At 53.8% G+C, this 23,584-nt stretch carries 19 protein-coding genes and 1 pseudogene; 4 read left to right on the top strand and 16 right to left on the bottom strand.

The annotated features are described in order from the left end of the window. Window positions 1-8: 8 nt before the first annotated feature. The 6 genes from ACL02P_RS13695 to ACL02P_RS13720 form a co-directional block, all read right to left on the bottom strand. Window positions 9-833: a carbohydrate ABC transporter permease gene (locus ACL02P_RS13695; RefSeq protein WP_412837490.1), complete on the bottom strand. Its 825-nt coding sequence runs from the start codon at window positions 831-833 to the stop codon at window positions 9-11. A 4-nt stretch (window positions 834-837) separates the two neighbouring features. After that, window positions 838-1,761, bottom strand: coding sequence for a carbohydrate ABC transporter permease (locus ACL02P_RS13700; RefSeq protein WP_009226850.1), 924 nt, complete (start codon window positions 1,759-1,761; stop codon window positions 838-840). Between the two features lie 101 nt (window positions 1,762-1,862). Beyond that, window positions 1,863-3,110, bottom strand: coding sequence for an ABC transporter substrate-binding protein (locus ACL02P_RS13705; RefSeq protein WP_036646545.1), 1,248 nt, complete (start codon window positions 3,108-3,110; stop codon window positions 1,863-1,865). 189 nt (window positions 3,111-3,299) lie between these two features. After that, on the bottom strand, window positions 3,300-4,853 hold the full coding sequence (locus ACL02P_RS13710) for a response regulator transcription factor (RefSeq protein ID WP_412837491.1): 1,554 nt from the start codon (window positions 4,851-4,853) through the stop codon (window positions 3,300-3,302). After that, window positions 4,850-6,694: a sensor histidine kinase gene (locus tag ACL02P_RS13715; protein WP_009226853.1), complete on the bottom strand. Its 1,845-nt coding sequence runs from the start codon at window positions 6,692-6,694 to the stop codon at window positions 4,850-4,852. Before ACL02P_RS13715 ends, ACL02P_RS13710 begins: the two co-directional genes overlap by 4 nt. After that, the gene (locus tag ACL02P_RS13720) at window positions 6,694-7,446 is read right to left on the bottom strand and encodes a helix-turn-helix domain-containing protein (RefSeq protein ID WP_009226854.1); all 753 of its coding nucleotides are present in this window, start codon (window positions 7,444-7,446) and stop codon (window positions 6,694-6,696) included. Before ACL02P_RS13720 ends, ACL02P_RS13715 begins: the two co-directional genes overlap by 1 nt. Window positions 7,447-7,548: 102 nt before the next feature. Between ACL02P_RS13720 and ACL02P_RS13725 the strand changes: the two genes are divergently transcribed. Further along, a complete protein-coding gene (locus ACL02P_RS13725; RefSeq protein WP_412837492.1) occupies window positions 7,549-9,846 on the top strand; it encodes a glycoside hydrolase family 65 protein in 2,298 nt (765 codons plus the stop codon). Window positions 9,847-9,861: 15 nt separating this feature from the next. Then, a complete protein-coding gene (gene pgmB, locus ACL02P_RS13730) occupies window positions 9,862-10,548 on the top strand; it encodes a beta-phosphoglucomutase (RefSeq protein WP_009226856.1) in 687 nt (228 codons plus the stop codon). Between the two features lie 8 nt (window positions 10,549-10,556). Here the strand turns inward: pgmB and ACL02P_RS13735 are convergent, their stop codons facing one another. The 4 genes from ACL02P_RS13735 to ACL02P_RS13750 all read right to left on the bottom strand — a co-directional run bounded on the left by ACL02P_RS13735 (window position 10,557) and on the right by ACL02P_RS13750 (window position 14,055). Then, complete coding sequence (locus ACL02P_RS13735; protein ID WP_036646547.1) at window positions 10,557-11,507, bottom strand: MBL fold metallo-hydrolase; 951 nt, start codon at window positions 11,505-11,507, stop codon at window positions 10,557-10,559. 63 nt (window positions 11,508-11,570) lie between these two features. Further along, window positions 11,571-11,672 (bottom strand): cytochrome bd oxidase small subunit CydS, encoded by a 102-nt coding sequence (cydS, locus tag ACL02P_RS13740; RefSeq protein ID WP_397376634.1) that lies wholly within the window; start codon window positions 11,670-11,672, stop codon window positions 11,571-11,573. Between the two features lie 5 nt (window positions 11,673-11,677). Beyond that, the gene (locus ACL02P_RS13745; protein WP_412837493.1) at window positions 11,678-12,709 is read right to left on the bottom strand and encodes a cytochrome d ubiquinol oxidase subunit II; all 1,032 of its coding nucleotides are present in this window, start codon (window positions 12,707-12,709) and stop codon (window positions 11,678-11,680) included. Beyond that, window positions 12,706-14,055, bottom strand: coding sequence for a cytochrome ubiquinol oxidase subunit I (locus ACL02P_RS13750; protein WP_412837494.1), 1,350 nt, complete (start codon window positions 14,053-14,055; stop codon window positions 12,706-12,708). The genes ACL02P_RS13745 and ACL02P_RS13750 overlap by 4 nt, the downstream gene beginning before the upstream one ends. A gap of 285 nt (window positions 14,056-14,340) precedes the next feature. Here ACL02P_RS13750 and ACL02P_RS13755 point away from each other — a divergent pair, with 285 nt between their 5' ends. Continuing rightward, window positions 14,341-15,486 (top strand): virulence factor, encoded by a 1,146-nt coding sequence (locus ACL02P_RS13755; protein ID WP_260071435.1) that lies wholly within the window; start codon window positions 14,341-14,343, stop codon window positions 15,484-15,486. 67 nt (window positions 15,487-15,553) lie between these two features. Here the strand turns inward: ACL02P_RS13755 and ACL02P_RS13760 are convergent, their stop codons facing one another. Then, on the bottom strand, window positions 15,554-16,687 hold the full coding sequence (locus tag ACL02P_RS13760) for a transglutaminase domain-containing protein (protein WP_260071434.1): 1,134 nt from the start codon (window positions 16,685-16,687) through the stop codon (window positions 15,554-15,556). Window positions 16,688-16,988: 301 nt separating this feature from the next. Between ACL02P_RS13760 and ACL02P_RS13765 the strand changes: the two genes are divergently transcribed. Further along, window positions 16,989-17,186: a hypothetical protein gene (locus ACL02P_RS13765; protein WP_009226864.1), complete on the top strand. Its 198-nt coding sequence runs from the start codon at window positions 16,989-16,991 to the stop codon at window positions 17,184-17,186. An 81-nt stretch (window positions 17,187-17,267) separates the two neighbouring features. Here the strand turns inward: ACL02P_RS13765 and trxB are convergent, their stop codons facing one another. From trxB to deoC, 5 genes and pseudogenes are all read right to left on the bottom strand, one after another. Then, the gene (trxB, locus tag ACL02P_RS13770; RefSeq protein ID WP_009226865.1) at window positions 17,268-18,218 is read right to left on the bottom strand and encodes a thioredoxin-disulfide reductase; all 951 of its coding nucleotides are present in this window, start codon (window positions 18,216-18,218) and stop codon (window positions 17,268-17,270) included. 205 nt (window positions 18,219-18,423) lie between these two features. Then, window positions 18,424-20,370 (bottom strand): heavy metal translocating P-type ATPase, encoded by a 1,947-nt coding sequence (locus ACL02P_RS13775; protein ID WP_412837495.1) that lies wholly within the window; start codon window positions 20,368-20,370, stop codon window positions 18,424-18,426. Between the two features lie 325 nt (window positions 20,371-20,695). Next, entirely contained in the window at window positions 20,696-21,988 is a 1,293-nt protein-coding gene (locus ACL02P_RS13780; RefSeq protein WP_009226868.1) for a homocysteine synthase, read from the bottom strand. 509 nt (window positions 21,989-22,497) lie between these two features. Beyond that, window positions 22,498-22,644: pseudogene (locus ACL02P_RS13785) on the bottom strand (ATP-binding cassette domain-containing protein); the annotation flags it as partial. A gap of 179 nt (window positions 22,645-22,823) precedes the next feature. Beyond that, window positions 22,824-23,474 (bottom strand): deoxyribose-phosphate aldolase, encoded by a 651-nt coding sequence (gene deoC / locus ACL02P_RS13790; RefSeq protein ID WP_036646551.1) that lies wholly within the window; start codon window positions 23,472-23,474, stop codon window positions 22,824-22,826. Window positions 23,475-23,584 lie beyond the last annotated feature (110 nt).

The raw sequence follows: 23,584 nt of genomic DNA on the forward strand, positions 1-23,584 counted from the left end.
TTGTGATATCAACCTTTAATGCCGGCGTTTGAGATGCCCTCGATGTACTGCCGCTGGAACAGGAAGAAGAAGAGGATAATCGGCAGCGTCGACAATACGACGCCGGCCATAATCAGCGACGTATTTTCGAAGAATTGGTCCTTCACACTGTTCAGACCTACGACAAGCACGTACATATCCGGCTTATTCGTCAAAGTACTCGGAATCAGATAACTGTTCCAGGTTCCGGCAAATGCCAAAATCGCCATCGTAATCAGCGACGAACGGGCAAGCGGATAAACAATCTTCCAGAAGGCGCCCATCTTGGTCAGACCGTCAATCCGGGCCGCCTCCAAAAATTCGTTCGGCACCGAAATAAAGAACTGACGGAGCATAAAAATATACAGTCCCTGATACAGGAACGGGATGGTCAAAGCCCAAAACGTGTTGAGCCAGCCCAACTGAGCCATGTTGACATAGACCGGGATCAAGATCATATGGTAAGGCACCATCATCGTCGCGACCACGATCCAATAAATGACCGATTTCCCCCGGAAATTCAGCTTGGCCAGTGCAAAGCCTGCCATCGGGTTAATGACCATGTTCCCAAGCACCACCACACCGGTCATGATGATCGTGTTCAGAAACCAGCGCGGTACATTGTAAGCTTCATTCGTAAAAAACAGTTTGAAGTTATCCAGCGTCCAGTTTGCCGGCGAAGTGAGTGTATTCACGAAATGCATCGGCAATACGGAGGAATACAACGTATAAATAAAAGGGATGGCAAACAGAAGCCCCAGAACGATCATGCCGAGGTAAAGGAACGGCCGACCTATGCGCGTACGGCTTTTCATGTTCTCACTCCTTCACGTCCAGGAATTTTTTTTGCAGGTACGTAATCAGCATAATGATGATAAAGAACAGGACAACGGCCGCACTTCCGTACCCGATGTTCATGTAACGGATCCCGTGTTGGTAGAAGTAGGTGACGACTGTACTAGTTGCTCCAGCCGGAGTTCCCAGCGCCCCGTACCTAGAAATGGCGGCGATTTGGTCATAGATTTGAAATCCGGCGATCGTAGACACGGAGACGATAAAGAACGTGACCGCCTTCAACGAAGGCACCGTAATATAGCGGAATTTATTCCACTTCGAGGCGCCGTCGATCTCGCTTGCTTCGTACAAGTCTTTGGGAATTTCCTGCAGGCCGGACAAATAGACGATCATCGTAAACCCGGCTTGCTGGAAGATAAACAGAATGCATACAAACAGCAGCGCGTACTTCGTATCGGCGTACCAGGTAACATTGCCGAATCCCAGCGTGCCGAAGAAATTCGTCAGGAACGTCCCTTGCTTAAACAGCATCATAAAGACGGTGGTAATCGCAATTTGCGAAGTGATGTAGGGTAAGAAAAAGACCGTCCGGAAGATGCCCTTGCCTTTGAGCTTCTGGTTAACGAGCAATGCGAGAAACAAGCCCAGTATCGTTTGCAACGGGATCGAAACCACCACGATCTCCAGGGAATGGAGCAGGGCACGGAAGAACTCCCGGTCATGAAGAATTTCAATATAATTGCTTAACCCGATAAACTTGGCTTGATCCAGCGAGGCAAAGTTGGCATCCTGAAAGCTTCTGACAAAAGACTGAATGAAAGGATATAAAAACCACCAGGCCCATAAAAGCAAAAAAGGCAGGGTAAACAACCAGCCTAATGTCAGATCCGAATCGGCGATGGAACGAAACACGGATTGCCGATTTTTATTGTTTTTCACGGGTAACACCTCGTTTCTGCTTTCTTGCGGATAAAGTAAAAAAGGTACCGCTCTCTCTGAAACTTGCCTGATCAGGAGAGAGCGGCTGCTTATCAAGGAGCAAATGGAACTTAGTTAAACTGACTTTGGATATCGTCAAGAATTTGCTGCGCCGTCTTGCCGGATCCGCCGAGAATCAGGCCTTCCAGCTCTTGCACAAGCGCATCGGTAAAGCGTTTCGTATCCGTTGGATATTCGAAGTCCGTGCTGTATTCCAGCGCTGGCTTCAATGCGCTGAACTCCGGATTTTTCTCGAAGTATTGGCCGGACAGCGAAGTTAATGCCGGGTTAAAGCCCAGATCCATAAAGGCCTTTTGCGTTTCGTCGTTCGTCATGTAGTAAGCCGCTTTCAACGCTGCTTCTTTGTTTTTGGCGTCCTTCAGCACAATATAAGCGTCGGAGCTCATCGTGCTGCCGTTGGTCGTCCCTTTAGGAATCGGCAAAGCCACATATTTCAGATCCGGATTTGCGTCCTTCAGGTAACCTTTGTACCAGTAACCGCCAGTACTCATCGCACCTTTCTCGTTGCTGAATACTTCGCCGTCCCAACCAAAGCCTAACGATTTCGGTGTTACCGCAATGCCTTCTTTGTACATATCGACGATCAGTTCCAGCGCTTTGACGTTCTCTGGAGAATTGATCGTTTTGCCGTAGCCCCAGCCGCCGCCGAAGCTTTTCACATAGTTGGTGATATGGAAGGCGTCCAGGTTCACAATGATGCCTTTCACGTCGCCTTTATTCAGCACTTTGGCTGCTTGAATCACTTCATCCCAGGTCGTAGGATAGTCCCCAAGCCCGGCGCCTTTCCACATCTTCTCATTGATCAGGAACATCGCAGGCATGTCCGTATTCGGGATGCCGTACATTTTGCCGTCAACCTTCCAGATGTTCTTCGAAGATTCCGGGAAGCGGCTCATATCGATGCCCGTACTTTGGATCAGATCATCGATGGGCGTAAACAGATTTTTATTGATGTATTCATACGCGCCTTCGTTGGACATCTTGATAAAGTCCGGTGCGACGCCCGCGGCGATTTCCCCCGGCAACGTATTCCAAAACTGCTCACTGCTTGGGTACTGCTTGATCTTCAACTCAATATCCGGGTAAACCGTGTTGATCTTATCAGCTGCGGCTTGATAGATCGCCAGGTCTTGGGCGGTTCCCCAGAACCCGAAGTTGACGGTGACTTTTTGTCCCGGTTTCGTCTCGCTTCCCCCTGTATTGTCAGCGGTTTTGCTGCTTCCGCAAGCGGTCAAGCCTACGACAGCGGCAAGGCACAAAATCAGCAGAGCTGAAAGTGTTCTTTTTCTGGCTTTCATTGTTGTTGCCTCCCTTTTGATCACTTCTGTCTTTCTTGCTCCTTAAGCATAAACACCCCTAAACACAAAAAAAATTAATCAAATATTGATTAATTTTAGATTTTCGCCTCGATTTTTAGTTGATCGTTGCAGGCGGCGGTATAAGTTTTTAATATAATCACACTTTTTTATCTGATTTATGCTTCTTTTTTATCCTTCTTCATTGCGATATTGCTTCGGAGAGACTCCCGTATACTTGTTGAATACGATTGCAAAATGCGCCTGATTGCTAAACCCGACTTTCTCGGCGACCTCGTAAATTTTATAGCGGTAATCTTTTAACAGCTCTTTGGCTTTATTGATGCGCAGCTCATTAATATAATCAAACAAGCCTTGCCCTACTTCCTCTTTAAACAGGCGGCTGACATAATTCGGGCTGACTTGGAACAGGTCGGCAAACAGCTTCAGGGAGAGGCTGTCTTGATAATGATGCTCGATGTACTCCAAAATATTGCGGATCAACTGGCTGTACCCTTTGAAAGAAGCGTTGGTCCCTCCGCCAAGCCGCTGTTCAAAAACAGTCCGGTATGCGCTGGACATTTGCTCGAAATCTTCAAAAGCCCCGCGGGCGGTGAGTTCTTCCTCCGCCTCTGTTTTGACCTTGCTCCCGTTTCGGTCCATCATAAATAACAAGCCTTCGTACACTTTTTGCACCTCTGCCTCGTCCAGACACTCCTCCGTCCGGATCAGATTCTCCCAGCGTGACAGCCCATCCATGAACTTCTCGTGCGCATGCTCGGCCAAGGCTGACTTCATTTGCTTCACATAAACCTCCCCTTGCTCCAAGGCCACCTCGCTTCGCTCCTTCTGGTGGCTGTAATAGAAAATCGAGGATTCCGGATGGTAAAAATGGTGCGACAACGCCTGCAGCGCTTGTTTGTACGCCGTGGGCACTTGCTCGAATCGGTCCACCCAATCGCTGATGCCCAGCACAATATCAATATTCACGAAACGCTTGAGCGTGGAACTGATCCGTTGCACGATGTCGTTGACGCGCGTCAGCGAAGCGAGCAGACTCTTCAGTTCGCTATTGCTGATCAGGAGGGCGGACAGCCGCTCGTTTAATGGCACGAACTCGATCTCCCGCTCCGCCGAAACCATTTCGTTCACCATATTTTGCACGGTATTCCCGAGTACGGACTGCGACGATTCGCTGTATCTTTGCAGCACCTTGTCATAGTTTTTAATTTTGAACAACACAACGTAGATGTTGCCTTCTTTTAACCGTGTTTCCGAGAGCTCATGCTGGATACCGATGCCGTACAGCAGGCCGCTGAGCAGCTGCTCCTTGTGATTTGTTGCCCTTGGGGGTTGTGAAGGAATAGGGGCGGTCCCGAGTTGCTCGCGGATGTTCTGCAGCATGCCAATCAGCTCCCGGTCATTGATGTCCGGCTTATGAAAATAATCGAGCGCCCCCAGCTTCATCGCCTCCTTCACAAACCCGAAGTCGTCAAAGCTGCTCAGGACCACCACCTTGACGGGCAGCTCCTGCTCTTTGATCCGGCGCAGCACTTCAAGCCCGTCCATTTTCGGCATTTTAATGTCCAGCAGCACGACATCCGGCTGCTCGCTGACGATCAACCGCAACGCCTCAGCTCCGTCTCCAGCCTCGCCGATGATCTCCACGCCTTCGGCTTGCCAATCGATCGCCGATTTAATGCCGATTCGCACCAGCGGCTCGTCGTCTACAATCAACATTTTCATTTGCTGTCCCCTCCCCCTGCCGTTTCATTCGAAATGACTGGAACCCGAATCAGCGCCACAGTTCCCCCCTGCCTTCCGGGGGCAAGCCATAAGCCGTATCCCGGTCCAAAATGCAGACGTATCCGGCTTCGAATATTCTGAATGCCAATCGAGTTGAATCCATCTCTGGAGATTTCCTTATACCCTGGCTTGGCATGTAACCCGCCATCTTCCGGGAACCCGCGGCCGTTGTCCGCCACTTCCACGTACAGGTCGCCTTGCCGTTCATAAATGGAAATGTCCAGCTTCCCTTTATAATCAATTCCCTCAAAGCCATGGAAAATCGCATTTTCCACCAGCGGCTGGATCAGGAATTTCAACGTTTTGTATTCGGTGACGCCCGGGTCAATCGAATACGTCACCTCAAACTTGTTGAAGTACCGGAAATCCAGAATTTTGGCATAGCTCTGGACAAATACGACTTCCTCAGCGATGGGAACAAAGTTCTCATCCGTCTTCATGCTGAACTTCATTACAGAAGCGAAAGCTTGCAGCGCCTCTTCAATTCCGGAAGCGCCTTGCACTTTGGCCATCCACTTGATCACATTTAAGGTATTGTATATAAAATGCGGGCGGATTTGCGATTGCAGCGCGTCCATCTCCAGCTTGCGCTTCTCTTCCTCTTTCTCGTAAATCCGCGCAATCAGACTGCGAATTTCCTGCAGCATCTGATCGATCGTACTGCTGATCACCCCAACCTCATCGCTTTGCCGCGTATCGAACCTGACATCGAGCTGGCCCTGGGCGACCAGCTTCATTTTGCGGTTCAATACGGCCAAAGGCTTCATAATTCGCGTGGCAATGCGCAGGGAGATCAGGATCGACAAGACCAGCAGCAGGAGGAGCGTACCGGCCATGATGGCCACCAACTGGTACACAATGGAGTACAGGTCGTCCTTCGCAATCAGGGTCACCGCATGCCACTCGGCCACCTGAGACGGAGAAGAGATCATATACAGCTTTTGGTTGATCCACATTCGGGTCGTACCGGTCCGGCCGGACGGCTCCTCCTGAAAGCCGCTCCCAAACACGGCGGAGGCCGCCTTGCCGATCTCTCCGCTGTTTGAGCTTTGAATAATCATCCGATCTTCATCCAGCAAATAGAAGTTGGATTTTTCCGCGAACGCTGTATTACTCCACAACGTCTTCAGCTTGTCCGCCGAGATGTTGAAGACAATAAATCCGAGCCGTTCCTTGGTATACGGATCCATAATGGCCCGGCCCGCGGATACGACCGGAAGGCGGTGCGGCGATAACAGCTCGTCGTAATGAATACCCGTCGTGACAAACTGCCCGTTCCCTTCTCGTATTTTGCGGATAAACGCCTCCTGTAAATAAGTGGTTTTGAAATATTGATAGTTGATATACTCGCGGTTGCTGCGGCCGATAATCGACTGATCATGCTCATGAAAAATAACGACCGAATCCACCAAATCAGAATATAGCATGATCCCGCTTTGAATCAATCCGTTAACCTTATCGAAGTCCCGACCGCGTTCCAGCAGCGGATAAGGGACCTGGGTATAGTCCTTCTTCATGATTTGGTACACGCTTTGCTCCTGGATGGGAAACATGGACAACCTTTGTAACGGCTGCAGGGACGTATCAATATTGGTCACGATTTGCTTGTTGTTCTCCACCGCCGCATCCAGCATCACGTTTCGGTTCTTGTCGACATAAATCCATGACACGATCCCGCCGATCAAGATGAGCGGAATGAGAATAAAGACGGAAAAGGCAGCGATCAGCTTCTTCTCCAAGCTCAGTTGTGACAGTTTCTGCCGGGTGAATATCATCATCATTACCTCTCCAGAATAGATCGCCCCGCTCCGCTTGTCCGAAATTGCTTTGGCGTCATGCCGACAAATTCCTTAAACAACCGGGTGTAGTAACTCTGACTGCAAAATTTAAAATGAAATGCGATTTCGGAAATGGAACGGTTCGTATAGATAAGCATGTGTTTCGACTCTTCAATCTTGCGGCTGTTAATGTATTTCATCAGCGGCAATCCGGTTTCCCGGCGAAAACGATCGGACAAATAACTCGGATGAACGCCAAGGTGACCCGCAATGAGCGGCAAGGTCAAATCGTCAAAAATATGCTGCCGGATATAATGGATGGCCAGCTTCACCAGATGGGAGTACGGCAGCTCCTCCCTTTCCCGCTGAATCGTCATCACGAACTGCACCAGCATCTCGTATTCGAATTGGGCCAGCGCTTCGAGATCGTTAAGCCTTTCGATCTCCAATATTAGAGTATCACTTAAGTGAAAAGCAATCTCCGGATCGACCCCGCCCTGGATAATCGCCCTTGTAAACAAAGTGCAGGAGGCGATGAGGGCGTTTTTTTTGGAGCGCAGCGGATAGGTTGCCAACACCGCAGCTTCAAGCTCGTTGATTTTTCGCATCACCTGAAGTGCTGTTGCTTCGTCCCCCATCCGGACCGCTTCCAGCAGCTCCTGTTCGTAGTCTACCGGAGGATGGACAAAACGATCCTGGAGTGCCTGCATTTTCGATGACCGATAATACGTATGACCCTGTTGAAGATTCATCATATCCCACCTAAAAATTTTGACAATTATCTAAAGAATTTAGTATTACATTACCGCTTTAGGTTCTAAAATTCAATCATAACGACCAGGAGGGATCTAACAACCATGACTTGGAAATTAACGAATTCGGACGTTTCACAGCCAGAGCTGTTGAATATGGAAAGTATCTTTGCGCTCGGCAACGGGTATTTGGGCGTGCGGGGCAACTTTGAAGAAGGCTACGGTAAGCAAATGACCAGCATCCGCGGCACTTACTTGAACGCATTTCACGATGTGATCGAAATTCCTTATGGCGAGAAGCTGTTTGCTTTTCCCGAAACGCAACAGAAGCTGGTGAACAACATCGATGCTCAAACGGTGCTGATCTATTTCGGCGAGGAGGATGAGCCTTTCCGTCTGGATCAAGGCAAGATTACGGAATTTCAGCGGACGTTGCATATGGATCAGGGATTTTCGGAGCGAAGAGTGCATTGGACGTCTCCAACCGGCAAAGAAGTGCGTCTGACCTTCCGCCGTCTCGTCTCCTTTACGCACCGTGAATTGTTTGCCATTCATATCAAGCTGGAGCCGATCAACTTTAGCGGCCCGGTCAAAATCGTCTCTACGCTAAACGGTATTGTCAAAAACTACACCAATCCCAATGATCCGCGGGTTGGAGCGGGCCATGCGGAACGGATGACCGTGGTGGAAACTGGAACGCGAGGCGAATACGGCTACGTCGTGGACGAAACGATGGTTTCCAAAATGAAAGCCGCTTGCGTCACCCGCCATCAGTTAACTGCCGATGCAGAGATCGCGCTGGATACAAAGGACGGAGAAATAGTTTATACGGCAACCTTCGCTCTGAACGGCCCTGTTGAATTTACAAAATTCAACGTATATACGGACACTCTCCGCCATGGCGAAGGATTCCAGGAGCGGGCGTTTGATCTGCACGAGCGCTTGTCCGGCTTGTCCTTTGGCGATTTGCTCGCAGAGCAGACGGGGTATCTGAACGATTATTGGAAATCGGCCGACGTCATCATTCAGAACGATGAGAAGCTGCAGGAAGGCATCCGCTTCAACCTGTTCCAGCTGCTGCAATCCGCCGGCCGGGACAAGTACAGCAACATCGCCGCCAAAGGCTTAAGCGGCGAAGGGTACGAAGGCCATTACTTCTGGGATACGGAAATTTATATGTTCCCGGTCTTTTTGATGACCCAGCCGGAGCTGGCCCGCCAGCTGCTCTTGTACCGTTACTCCATTCTGGACGATGCCAGAGCGAGAGCGCGGGAGATGGGGCACCACAAAGGCGCGTTGTTCCCTTGGCGCACCATTTCAGGGACCGAATGCTCCTCGTTCTTCCCGTCAGGCACAGCGCAATATCATATCAGCGCGGACATCGCCTACAGCTATGTCCAATACTACCTTGCTGCGCAGGATCGGGATTTCCTGCTGAACTACGGCGCGGAAGTGCTGATCGAAACGGCGCGGTTATGGGCTGAAATCGGGCATTATTACAACGGTGCATTCCACATTGATGAAGTCACCGGGCCGGACGAATATACCTGCTGCGTGAACAACAACTACTATACCAACGCTATGGCCAAGCATAATTTGAAATGGGCGGCCAAAAGCTGCGCGATCCTGAAAGACTACGATGCCGCAGGCTACCAGGCGCTATGCGCGAAGCTTGGCGTTACGGACGACGAAATCGCCGCTTGGGAAGCGGCAGCTGCAGCGATGTTCCTGCCATATGATGAAGCTCTGGGCATCAACCCGCAGGATGATACGTTCCTGCGCAAGGCCGTTTGGGATTTTGCCAATACGCCAAAAGAAAACTATCCGCTGTTGCTGCACTACCATCCGCTGACCCTTTACCGGTACCAGGTGTGCAAACAGGCGGACACCGTGCTGGCCCATTTCCTGCTGGAGGACGAGCAGTCCCTGGAGACGATCCGCCGTTCCTACGATTATTACGAACGGATCACGACCCATGACTCCTCCTTGTCCTCTTGTATCTTCAGCATTATGGCGGTCAAGATCGGCAATCTGGACAAAGCGTACGAGTATTTCATCGAAACGGCGCGGCTGGATCTGGACAACACGCATGGCAATACGAAAGATGGTCTGCATTTGGCAAACATGGGCGGCACTTGGATGTCGATCGTGTACGGCTTCGCCGGCATGCGGCTGAAAGAAAGCGGCCTGTCTCTTGCCCCAGCGATCCCGCGGGATTGGGAGCAATACGCCTTCCGCCTGACGTTCCGCGGCCGTCTGATTTCCGTGCATATCGAGAAAGGAGACGTCACCCTGGAGCTGACCGAAGGCGACGCCATCGACATTCAATTGTACGGAGAAACCGTGACATTGCAGCCGGATCGCGCTGTTTCGCGTCCTCTGGCAAACCTTGAACTACATTGAGAAGGAGCGGTTAGGATGGATAACAACCAAACGAAATCTTTACAAGCAGTGATCTTTGATTTGGACGGGGTCATTACGGACACCGCCGAATATCATTACCAAGCGTGGAAAGCCATTGCCGAAGAATTGAACATTCCCTTTACACGCGAGTTTAATGAAAATCTGAAGGGCGTATCCCGCCTCGATTCTTTAAAGCTGCTGCTCAGCCAAACGACCACCCCCGTTCATTACAGCGAAGCGGAGATGAATGAGCTGGCAGCGCGCAAGAACAACCTTTACGTCAAGTTGATCGAGAAAATTACGCCAGCCGACCTGTTGCCGGGAATCTCCGGGTTTCTAACGGAGCTGCGGGAAGCCGGGATCAAGACCGGGATCGCTTCCGCCAGCAAAAACGCCCAAACCGTCCTTGACGGTCTGGGCGTGACAAGCTGGTTTGATGTGATTGTGGACGTGACCCGCTTAAAGAACAATAAGCCGGATCCGGAGATTTTCCTGACCGCGGCGGCCCAACTCGGAGTAGAGCCGGCGGCCTGCATCGGCGTGGAAGACGCCGTTTCCGGAGTCGACGCGATCAAAGCCGCGGGCATGTTCGCCGTCGCCATCGGCGCAGCGGAGCAGTTCCCGAAAGCCGACATCGTGCTGCCCAGCACCGCCAAGCTCAGTTTGCGGGATCTGATGGAGCATTTTGCGGTAAAAGCGTAGAGCAGCTTCTACTCCCCCGGCCATCGCAAGGTTTCCCCGTGATGCAGCAGCCGGATCGTATCCTCAGAGAAGCCAAGGCGGATCCGTTCCTTCTCCAGACGGTCAAGCGCCTCCCGCGCGGTATCATCGGCCAGCCGGAAGGTGCCGTAATGCATCGGAATCATGAGCTTCGCCTTGACATCAACGAACGCTTGCAGCGCCTCCTCCGGCGTGGTATGCTGGCTCGTCATGAACCATTCCGGCTCATAAGCGCCGATCGGCAGGAGCGCCACATCGATCTGAAAGCGCCTGCCGATTTCGGCAAACCCGCGGAAATATCCGCTGTCTCCGGCAAAATAGATGACCGGCGGTTTCTTCTCCACCTTGCTTGGCACCGGCTCCAGGACGTAGCCGCCCCAATGCGACGTATTCGTATCAAATGGCGTGCGGCGCGTCCAGTGCTGGGTGGGGACAAAGGAGATGTCGACCTCCCCAATGCGTACGCGCTCCCACCAGCTCATCTCATGGACGTTATAGAACCCTTTCCGCCACATCTTCCGCCCAAGGCCGACAGGGACAATGATCGTGGTGTCCTTGCTATAAATCCGGCGGATCGAAGCAAAATGCATATGATCATAATGGGAATGAGAGATCAGGATCACGTCGATGGGCGGCAGTTGATGAATGGGGATCCCCGGCTCGGTAAGCCGACGTTGAAATCCCATCCGCATGGCCCAGACGGGATCGGTAACGATATTAAGACCTTGATATTGGATCAGGAACGTAGAATGGCCGATCCACGTAATCGTGCTCTCTTCACGGTTCGCCTGCAAATAATCGAGTTCCGGCGGCTTATTGGGAATCACGAAGGAATAATCCTTCTTTTTGCTGCGCCGTTCTTCCCGCAGCTGCTTAAATTGCTTTAACGTTTTGTCGGTGCTCACGTTATCGAGGTTATTGTAGCGCATTCTTCTTGGCATCGCTCCAGTGACTCCTCTCCGCATTTCTTTCGCTCTCTCTGGTATAAACCCAAATTTCCCGGGTCAATCGGCCCGATCCTTATACTTCCAGGCATAGAGAAATAAGAACAGGACCGCCCCGGCTACCACCAACTCCGGAGCTACCATCATCATAAACCACTCCATCCCCTTCACCCTTTCCCCGGCGAATTGCCTCTTACATATTTGGCGTCAAACAAAAACAACCGCATCAGCAAGAACAAGGAAGGAATGAGAATACACAATCCTGCAACGAAAGCGGTGATTAAGGCGACGGCCATCGTCTCGTTGGTGAAGCTCTCGTAGATACTCACCTGCTTATAGAGAATATAGGGAAGGTGGCTGCGGCCATATCCGTACCAAGCAAACGCGAACTGCAGCATGACCAGCAGGAACGACCAGCCTAGCCGCCGCTTTTTCCACATCAAGATGACGGCCCCCAGGTAACAAATCAAAGAGGCGATAAACATCCACGCTACCTCCAACATATGTGCGAAATGCTCCGGGTTTTGCCGATTGATCTGAAAAAAGGCGAACACACAGGCGAGAATCGTCGGCCCGCTCCACAGCAGCGCATACCCGCGAAGGACTCCGAAAGCCCGCTGATCCTCCGCTTTATCTGCGTAAAACGCCAGAAACATCGCCGAAATGTACAGCACCGACACGAGCGCCAGCAGGATCACCGACCAGGTATACGGATTGCCTAAGAAGGCTGCCCAATCCAAGACAACCTTCCCGTCGCGCTCGCCAATGATACCGCCCTCCGAAATAGCTAAGATCGTCGAAAGGGCCGCCGGAATCAGCAGACCCGTTGCCCCGTAGACCGCCATATACGTTTTATTGTTCGCTTTACTTGCGCCATAGGTATTGTAAGCGTAATAAGCGCCCCGCAAGGCGAGCAGCACGGTAACCAGACTGCCGGGAATCAGCAGCGCCGTGCCGTAATAATAAGCGGAATCCGGGAAGAACCCGACCAAACCAACGACGAAAAAGATTAAAAACACGTTGGTCACTTCCCACACCGGGGATAAGTACCGCTGAATAATGTCGTGGACTTTGTTTTCATGGCCGGTTATCACGCTGTAATAGCTGAAAAATCCGGCACCAAAGTCAACGGAAGCGACGATTAAATAGCCAAACAGGAACGTCCACAACACCGTAATGCCGACCAGCTCATAGCTCATTGTGCGTCTCCTCCCTCAAGCCCGGCTTGCCGCAGCTCGGTGAGCACATCCTTGTTGCGGAACATCCGGGATAATACGTAAACGCAGGAAAGGCACAGGACCAGATACAGCACGGCGAACATCAGCAGCATCGGGCCAACGCTTTCCGAGGTGGTAGCGGCTTCCCCCACCTTCATATAGCCCCGGATGATCCACGGTTGACGGCCAAACTCAGCGAACATCCAGCCCAGCTCGATGGCGACCATCGCCAGTGGCCCCAGCGCCAAAATGCCGATCAGCAGCCAGACCGGAACCTTCGTCTTGCCGCCGGGCAAGTAGCGCCGCAGCAAATACAGGAACGGAATCAGGACGAGCAGCGCCCCGATCGTCACCTTGAGATCAAACATATAATGAATCAGCAAAGGCGGACGCTCATCTACAGGGAACTCCTCTAACCCGATGACCCGGGTATTGGGCGAGTTACCGGCAAGGATGCTAAGCGCATACGGGATTTTCAGCGCGTATTTGACGTTCCCGGCCTCATCCAGTACGCCGCCGTATATCAACGGTGCCCGTTCCATCGTTTCAAAATGCCATTCCGCCGCCGCCAGCTTCTCCGGTTGATACTTGGCCAGAAACTTGCCGGAGAAATCCCCAATCACCGCCGTCGCCAGGGCAAACACGAAGGAGGAGACGACCGTCAGTTTCAGCGCCTTTTTGAAATAGACGTGATCCCGGCCGCGCAGCAGGCTGAAAGCCGCGATGCCCGCCAGAATTCCCGCACTGGCCGTATACGAGGAAGCCAGGACATGGGACACCTTGGTTGGCGTTGCCGGATTAAACATCGCCACCAGCGGACGGAAGTCTGCGATCACCCCGTTTTTGAGCGTGAATCCCTGCGGTGTGTTCATGAAGGCGTTCAGCGTGGTAATGAAGAAGGCGGAAGCGGAAGAGCCGATGGCGACCGGAATCAGCAGGAGCAGGTGCAGCCCCTTATTTTTGAATCGATCCCACGTATAAAGGTAAATCCCCAGAAAAATCGCCTCCACAAAAAAGGCGAAGGTCTCCATAAACAGCGGCAACGCAATCGCCTGTCCGGCGACGAGCATAAAGGTGGGCCAGAGCAGGCTGAGCTGCAAGCCGATGGACGTCCCGGTCACGACCCCAATTGCCACAGAAATGACGAAGCCGCGAGCCCAGCGGCGAGCCAGCATCGTATAATGCGGATCGTTCGCGCGAATGCCCCGCCACTCCGCCAGCGCGATCATCAGCGGCACGCCAACGCCAATCGACGCAAAGATGATATGTACGAACAAGGTCAGCCCGGTAAGCATCCGGCTTAAAGTGACCGAGTCAAGATTTGCCATAACTCAAGCTCCTTCAGGAGAAGTAATGGAGGAAACGAATCAAGCTTTTGATGAAGGCATACAGCATGATCACGGCTACGATGAGACATACGATCGCCAGGGTTCGCTCTTGTTTTCGGAACATGCCTTCGCCTCCTTGCCCATTTAGTGTGTCGCGGATGTTCCTTTTTATTCCTATGAGGGTTGGGCAATAGGCCGCATTGAGGTACAATAGACAAGAAAAGTTTAAAATTAAACCAATCTGGGATTAAAGGCCTCATCTACAGAAAGGAGCCGTGATGATCAATGAAGATCGTCTTTATCGAACCGACCCCCAGCCCAAATACGATGAAGCTGCATTTGGATGAAAGCTTGGAGCCGGGGATTCGGAAAACATATACGCTGAACAACGAACGCTCTGCCCCCGCTTGGATTCGCGGATTGCTGCAGATCCCCGGGGTCAAAAGCGTGTTCCACACCGCTGATTTTGTTGCCTTGGATCGGAAAGGGAACGCTGATTGGGCGGCAATTTTGTCCGAAGTGCAGAAGCAATTTGGACAGGAAGGCGTGGAATCGGCCTGGACCCCGGAGAGCGGGGAAGCCTCAGGATACGGGGAGGCGCAGGTCTTTGTGCAGTTCTTCCGCGGCATCCCGATGCAAATTCGGGTGAAGGCGGGGAACCAAGAGGAACGGATTTCGTTGTCCGAGCGGTTCGTGAACGCCGTCACCGAGGTGGCCAGCGCCACGCTGATCAAGGAGCGCAAGCTCGTCGATTACGGCGTGCGCTACGGCGAGCTGCCTGACATCGCCCGCGAGATCGAGCAGGAGCTGGAGGCGGCGTATCCGCCGGAGCGGCTGAAAGGCATCGTCGAGCAAGCGATCGCCCACGGCCGCAGCGAGACGGAGTTCGTCGAGCAGCGGCGCGCGCTTAGCCTGGACGAAATCCGCGAGCGGATGAAGGACCCGGATTGGCGCGTGCGCTACGCCGCGCTGGAGTCGCTGCAGCAGCCAAGCGCAGAGGCGCTGCCGCTGCTGGCGGAGGCGCTGCGCGACCCGCAAATGCAGCTCCGCCGGCTCGCCGTCGTTTACCTCGGCGACCTGCGGACGCCGGAGGCGATGGAGCTGCTGTACGAGGCGCTGCGCGACGCTTCCGCCGCCGTGCGGCGCACCGCCGGCGATACGCTGTCCGACATCGGCGATCCGGCGGCCACGGGGCCGATGATCGCGGCGCTATCGGACAGCAGCAAGCTGGTCCGTTGGCGCGCGGCCCGCTTCCTCTACGAGGTCGGCACGGATGATGCCTTAGAGGCGCTGCGCGCAGCGGTAGACGACCCTGAATTTGAGGTGGGTCTGCAAGCGCGCATGGCCGTCGAGCGGATCGAGTCCGGCGAGCAAGCCGCCGGAACGGTCTGGCAGCAAATGGCCGGCCGCGAGCGTGGGGGCAACAAGTAAACAAAAACGAGCAAGGGTCACCCGACATGAGGTGTCGGTGATCCTTGCTCGTTTATTTTTTTCATCCTTATTCCCAATGAATCTCAACCCGCAAATCATCCGTTCCCTCCAAAGGCTGCATCAGGTAACGGATATTTCGGATGCCCAGGTTGTACAGCCCGGTCAAGTCCTCCAGCAACTGCTCATCCGAACCGGCGTAACGCACGGTCACCGTGGCTTTTCCGGCCTTCATGCCGGACTTGACCCGTTCTGCCAGTCCTTTGGCGGTGGACACTGCCGCGTCGGCGTCGTATAAGTCGTACCCCAGCGCAGTCTTCAGCGCAAGATAGGTTTGCTTCTTCTCCCCGCCTGCCTCAATTAGCGCCTGCAGGGTTTTGATATAAGGTACGGACGCCCGAGGATAATCGGCCGCTTTCCAGATATGATCCTGCCTCATCTGCTCATCGGTTCGCAAGTAATACGTATAATTGACCCGCTTGGGCACATCAGGGACCGGGTCGTCCCAGGTCGTGTCCAGATGGTACCAGCGGTTGTCGAGACGCACGAGGTTCCACGCATGCAGCTGGCCTCCCGCCGTCCCTTCCACTAAACGGTTCTCAATCCCGGCTTCCTTCAGCAACTCGTAAGTCAGCAAGGCGTAGCCTTGACATACCGCTTCGCCAGTTTTGAGCCCTTCATAAGCGGTATATTTTTGCAGATCGGTATCGTACTTCAGGTTCAACACGACATAATCGTGAATCGCTTTGATTTTCTGATGGTTGTTCATGCCCGGTTGGATCAGCTGCTTGAGGATGTTCTTCACGCTTTGGCGGACGTAAGCGGTCTGCTCAGCCGTTTCGCGGTAATGAACCTGCAGCGTGATCTTGGCCGATCCCGTTGTGCCTCGCCAGGAGTAGACGTAACGATCCACGATATATTTCGTATACGGATCGGCTTCCAGCGCATCGTGCACCGCTTGCTTCAGCTGATTCTCCAAATTTTTGGTCGACCCCTTATATTTCAAGGTAATCGTCGTGTTCCGCGCCTCCATCCCTTGCGCCAGCTTAGCCTGCAGTTGCTTGGCGGTCGTGACCGTCGCCGGCTCCGCCGCCGCTTGAACCGGGACGGCAATCCCTCCAAGTGGTTCGGTACTCAGCAGTAAACCGCCGATCACCCCGGTTATGAGCCAACCTGTTGAAAGTCTCCCGATTTTCTTTCCCATCTGGCTTCCCTCACCTTCCGGTCAAGCTGCATAAACGATTTCTTCTGCCAATCTTTCGATCAAGCCCATTGTAACACAGCCTCTCCTGCAAAAGCTTACTAGTTTTGTCGAACGCAAAACAGGATTTGGACAGCCCCCGTAAGGCGGTTCCTTCGAGATCTCACGAAAATCTGTTTCCTAAAATTCACAATCAGCTTCTACAAATGAAAGCAGGGCTTATGTATAATAAAAAATATAAAAAAATGTGATAAATGTCATTGCGTGAATTTTCAGACTTCCATAGGAATGGAGAATCGATTGGATGACTATCGTAAATATTTCGGATATTTCGGTGGAATTATTTTTAGCCGTCATGTTTTTTCTGCTGATTGTGGCTCCCATGGTGAGCCTCGGTGTACTGCGATTGTTCCAGGGCCGCAAGCGGGCGGGCTTTGCCTTAATCGGCGGCGGAGTGTTGGGATATTTCGTGTTCCAACTGATTGCCGGACTGTTTATCTAGGAAGCATAACGATAAATTGATTGCTCCATGCAAAAGAAAACGGCGATACAGGCCCTTCCTGTATCGCCGTTTTGCTGTTCCTTATTTTACAGCTGCTGCAGCTTGCTCATGCTCCATGCTTTCGATGAATTTCTCGCAATCGATCGCAGCCATGCAGCCGCTTCCTGCCGCCGTAATCGCTTGGCGGTAGCGGGTGTCCTGTACGTCGCCGCAAGCGAAGACGCCCGGAACGTTGGTCTCGGAAGTGCCTGGCTTCACCACGATATACCCGTTGGCATCCAGATCGATTTGGCCGCCCAGGAACGAGGTGTTCGGTTGATGGCCAATCGCCACGAATACGCCGCTGGCCGGAATGATTTCTTCCTCGCCCGTTGCGTTGTTGCGCACTTTCAGGCCGGTAACCCCATGCTCTCCGGCGATGACTTCAAGCGGCGTGCGGTTGAGGGCCAGCTCGATTTTCTCGTTGCTGCGCACGCGATCCTGCATGATCTTCGAGGCGCGCAGCTCTTCGCGGCGATGCACCACGGTGACTTTCGAAGCAAAGCGGGTTAAGAATCCGGCTTCCTCCATTGCGGAATCGCCGCCGCCGACCACAATAATCTCTTTGTTGCGGAAGAAGAAGCCGTCGCAGGTCGCGCAAGTGCTTACGCCGCGTCCAACGTTCACCTCTTCGCCCGGGATGCCCAGGTATTTAGCCGTAGCACCTGTCGACAAGATCAATGTCTCAGTCACGAGCTCACCAATTCCTTCTACCTGAAGTTTAAACGGACGTTGGCTCAGATCCACGCTGTTCACCCAGCCCGTGCGGAATTCAGCTCCGAAACGTTCGGCTTGCTTGCGCATGTTATCCATCAATTCCGGGCCCATGATCCCTTCCGGGAACCCCGGGAAATTTTCTACTTCCGTGGTTGTTGTTAATTGGCCGCCTGGCTGCGGACCTTCGATCACCAGCGGATTCATGTTCGCGCGGGCCAGATATATTGCAGCGGTTAACCCTGCCGGGCCGGTTCCGATAATAATTGATTTGTACATATCCTCAAATCCTTTCAAATGGATTCATCACAAATTATAGATATAAGATGGCTTGATTCTAATTATGTGAACGTTGCAGGAATCTGTCAATCTTTGTAATGGATAGGTTTGGTGAAGGTTAAATGAAGGAATGGTGAAGACCGCTATGTCAGGACCACAGCGCGAGCCACTACGCGCGACGCTACCGAAACCACTATCGAAACCACTACCGAAGCAGCCGCAGCCCGTTCAGAATCACCAATAGCGTGCTGCCCTCATGACCCACGACACCAAACGGCAGCGGAATACCCGCCGCAAAATTGCTTACGATCAGCATCAGAATAACGGCACCGGCAAAAACCAGGTTCTGCTTCACGATCCGCCGAGCCCGCCGGGCGAGCGAGATCGTCTCCGCAATCCGCTCGATGCTGTCGTTCATCAGCACGACATCGGCCACTTCCAGCGCGGCCCCGCTGCCGCCGCCGCCCATGGCGATGCCCACGCTTGCGGCTGCGAGCGCCGGCGCGTCGTTGACGCCGTCGCCGACCATCGCGACGCTGCCATAGCGCTCCCGCAGCGCCTTGACATGCGCGACCTTCTCTTGCGGGAGCAGATCGGCGTACACGAGGTCGACGCCGATCTCCTTGGCCAGCGCGTGTGCGGTCACGCTGCGGTCGCCGGTCAACATCGCGACGGCGACACCCAGCTCGTGCAGCCGGGCGATGGCTGCCTTGGCCTGCGGGCGAACCTCGTCGCGGAGCGCGATGAGGCCGACGTTGGCATCGTCCCGCTGAACGACGGAGACGGTGTGCCCCTCGGCGATCCATCGGCGAAGCTGCTCAGCCAGCGGCCCCGGTAGCATCGAGTCGCCATCGTCCGCCTTGCCGATGCGCCACGCCGCGCCGCTGACCTTCGCTTCGATGCCCCAGCCCGGTAGCGCCCGCAGCTCCTCGGCCCCGTCGATCGGCAGCCCTTCGGCTTGCGCCTTGCGTACGATCGCTTGAGCCAGCGGATGCTCCGACAGGCTCTCCGCCGCAGCGCAGGCAGCCAGCACCTCCCGCGGGTCAACGCCTTCGATGGTGTACAGCCCGGTCACCACCGGCGATCCTTCCGTCAGCGTCCCGGTTTTATCAAACGCGACGACCCGAATGCTGCCCAGATGGTCCATATGGGCTCCGCCCTTGAACAGCACGCCTTTGCGGGCGCTCTTCGACATCGCCGAGAGCATGGCCGGCATCACCGACGATACAATCGCGCACGGTGAAGCTACTACAAGAAACACCATCGCCTTGTAAAAGGCGAACGACCAGCTCCAGCCAAGCAGCCACGGCGTGAGCAGGATGAGGGCTAGCGTTGCGGCTACAATTGTCTTGGCGTAAATGCCTTCAAGCCGCTTAATAAACCGCTGCGTCCCCGGCACCTCCTGCTGAGCCTGCTCCACAAGGGTGATGATCTTGGCAAACAAGGTGCCTTCCGCCGGGCTGGACACCTCCACGTAAATCGCCCCTTCTCCATTGATCGTTCCGGCATACACCCCATCCCCCGGCTGTTTATCCACCGGGATCGATTCTCCGGTGATTGCCGATTGATTTACCGCAGAGCTTCCGGTGCGGATGATCCCGTCGGCCGGGATCACCTCCCCGGGCTTCACCAGCAGCAGGTCGCCCACGGCCAGCGCCTCCACCGGCACCAGCTCCATCCCATCTTCGCCAACGCGAAGCGCGGTTTCCGGCTTCATCGCGATCAGCGCCGAGATGTCCTTCCGGCTCCGTTCGCTGGCGAACGATTCCAAGGCGCCACTTAATGCAAAGATAAAGATCAGCATCGCCCCTTCGTTCCAATAGCCGATGGAGGCGGCACCGAGCGCCGCCGCGATCATCAACAAATTCACGTCCAAATCCCGCTCTTGGATTAAAGTGATCAAGCCTTCCCGGGCTTTCACATATCCGCCGACCGCATAGGCCGCGATATACAGCGCCACGGAGATCCAAGGCAGCGTCCCCTGGTTCTCCCAGGCCCATGCGGTCAGCATCAGCCCGCCGCTGCCCAGCGCAAGCAGCATCTCCCGGTGGCTCAAGAGCCGCCTCCAATCGCCCCGCCGCTTCCCGCCCGGGTTCGGTTGATGGGCGGTTTGGTTCACTTCCGACAACGTTCTTCTATGGACAAATTCCATCATAAATTCCTCCTTGTAATCGGGTTAGCTGAGAATGAATATTATTGTTAACCCCTTAAAAATGGCGCAAGCTGCCCCGGGATCTTCCCGGAGCAGCTCACAAATGAGAACGATAATCATTGTTGAATCAGGTCAATAATTTTGGTTAAGAGAAACTTTTGACTCTATTATATGCCGATATTTCCATTTTGTAAACACCTGTTGACCGCAGCTTCAGACCCACATCGGCATCAGCCCCTGTCCGCACACGAAAAAACCGCTGACCGGACGGACAAACATGGTCCTCCGATTCAGCGGCTTCAGTATAAATTCGGTATAAATGCTATTAGGCCTGGCTCGCAGCGATCGCCTGCTCCAAATCATACAGGATGTCGTCGATCGACTCCGTCCCTACGGACAAGCGGATTAAACCCGGCGTGACGCCGGCGGCCAATTGTTCCGCTTCCGTTAACTGTTGGTGCGTGGTGCTGGCCGGATGAATGATCAACGACTTGGAATCGCCGACATTGGCCAAATGCGAGAACAGCTTCACGCTATTGATTAGCTTGCGACCGGCTTCCACGCCGCCGCGAATTTCAAACGTGAGGATGGCGCCTTGGCCTTTGGGCAAGTATTTTTGCGCCAGTTCATAGGATGGGTGGCTTGGCAATCCCGCGTAGCTGACCCATTCTACCAGTTCATGCGCTTCCAGATATTGCGCCACTTTCAGGGCGTTCTGGCTGTGGCGTTCCACGCGCAGATGCAACGTCTCCAGCCCTTGCAGCAGCAGCCACGCGTTAAACGGCGACAACGAAGCGCCAAGATCGCGCTGCAGCTGAACGCGGGCCTTGATGATGTAAGCGAGCGGACCGACTGCTTGCGTATATACAACGCCGTGGTAGCTTGGATCCGGCTCGGTCAGGCCCGGGAATTTCCCGCTGGCAGCCCAGTCGAATTTACCGCTGTCAACGATGATACCGCCGATCGAGGTACCGTGCCCGCCGATAAACTTCGTTGCCGAATGCACGACGATGTCCGCGCCAAAATCGATCGGACGCAGCAAATACGGGCTTGGGAACGTATTGTCGACGATCAACGGAATCCCATGCTCATGGGCAATCGCCGCGACCGCTTCGATGTCCAGCACGTCACCCTTCGGGTTGCCGATCGTCTCAGCGTAAAGCGCCTTCGTCTTGTCCGTGATCGCTGCGCGAAAGTTTTCCGGATTCGAGGAATCCACGAACTTCACGTGCACACCAAGCTTAGGCAACGTTGTGGAAAACAGATTATAGGTACCGCCGTACAACGAGGTGGAGGAGACGATTTCGTCACCCGCCCCGGCAATATTTAAGATGGAGAAAGTGACCGCCGCCTGACCCGATGCCGTCGCCAATGCCCCGACGCCGCCTTCCAACGCAGCTACACGCTTCTCGAACACATCATTGGTTGGGTTCATGATCCGGGAATAAATATTGCCGAATTCCTTCAAGCCAAACAGATTCGCCGCATGCTCGGTGTCGCGAAAACCATACGACGTCGTTTGGTACAGCGGGACCGCCCGGGAGTATGTAGTGGGATCGATCTCCTGGCCGGCGTGAATCGCCAGCGTTTCTGGGGCATATTGACGCTCTTCAGACATGGATAATTCCTCCTTCAAATCATCGAAATAATGATAAACCAAGAATGTTTTTTCATATTCTCTCACATCTCGTGTGATTTGAAAATAGGAAATCCTATAATTTTTATATGAATTATTTAGATTGAGATAAACCCGTTGATATTTCCGGATAAAATAAGCATCCTCGAACGTTGGCTCACCTTCGCGGAGCCCCGGAAAGAGGGGGGCTTCGCCAACCAGCTTGGCATAGATTCCTTCCGGCGTTTCCCGAAACTCGATCAACCCGGCCTCCGGACACTGATCAAATTGCTCGCGCGTCAGCGTCCCCTGCCACACCCGGTAGGGGTCTGCCATCCAGGATGTTTTCCCTCCGTAAAAGCGAACCTTCCCCCGATCCAGCCACAGCACATGATCGGCCGCTTCCTCCCATTCGCTCAGCTCATGGACCGCCGTGATGACCGTTCGCCCTTCGGCATACCGGTTCAAATAAGCGCAAAGTGATCCCCGGCTTCAACCGCAATTGGTCGATCGCCCGAAGTGGGCGGCATCAGCGTGGCCAAAATGCGCATCAGCGAAGATTTCCCTGCGCCGTTGGGACCCAGGAGGCCCACCATCCCTTCGTTTAGCGTTAAGGTGACATCGTGCAGCGCGAAGCCGCCGCGCGTGTATTTTGGGATCAATTGGTATCATACGGTTCCTCTTTTCCGAACATTTTATCAAGTTATGCCTTCCGCGGGAGACATCTGTAGCTGTAACGGAAAGGGGACATAAAAAGTCTGGATGAAATGAAAAAAAGGGTACTATTTCCACCACCGCTCTGGAATAGCACCCTGTTTCTCCCTCATGTCACTTGATTTTAGTAGTCGTTTTGGCCGCTTTGACCTTGGGCGATGGCCACGCCGGCACTGGTGCCAAGGCGCGTTGCCCCCGCCTTGATCATCGCTTCGGCATCAGCCAGCGTGCGCACGCCGCCGGACGCCTTCACGCCAACGTTTGGACCTACCGTTTTGCGCATCAGCTCCACCGCTTCGACGGTAGCCCCGCCGGTGGAGAACCCGGTCGACGTTTTGACGAAATCCGCTCCGGCTTCCACGGACAGCTTGCAGGCCCGCACGATTTCCTCGTCGGTGAGCAGGCAGGTCTCGATAATGACCTTCACCAGCGCTTTGCCTGCCGCGGCCTGAACAACCCCGGCGATATCGCGGAGGACCAGCCCGTCGTCGCCGTCCTTGAGCGCGCCGATGTTGATGACCATATCGACTTCGCCCGCGCCTTCGGCAATCGCATGAGACGCTTCAAACGCCTTCACTTCCGGCGCCGAGGCGCCCAGCGGGAAACCGATGACGGTGCACACCTTCACCGGGGAGTCTTTCAGAACCTCCGCTGCGGTCTTGACCCAGGTCGGGTTAACGCATACGGAAGCGAAGCCGTATTGCTTGGCTTCCTCCGCTAATTTAATAATGGCGGCGCGTCCGGCGTCCGCCTTGAGCAGCGTATGATCGATCATAGCAGTAATGGATTGGGATTGAGTTGACAAAGGAATTCCTCCGTTCGTGATTTTAAGATAATGAACTGCATGCGTGAATGCCTGCAAAAGTGCAGGTATTTTTTCTAAAA

Origin of the sequence: Paenibacillus sp. MB22_1, assembly GCF_047200555.1 — a bacterium.
Lineage (GTDB): Bacteria > Bacillota > Bacilli > Paenibacillales > Paenibacillaceae > Fontibacillus > Fontibacillus phoenicis.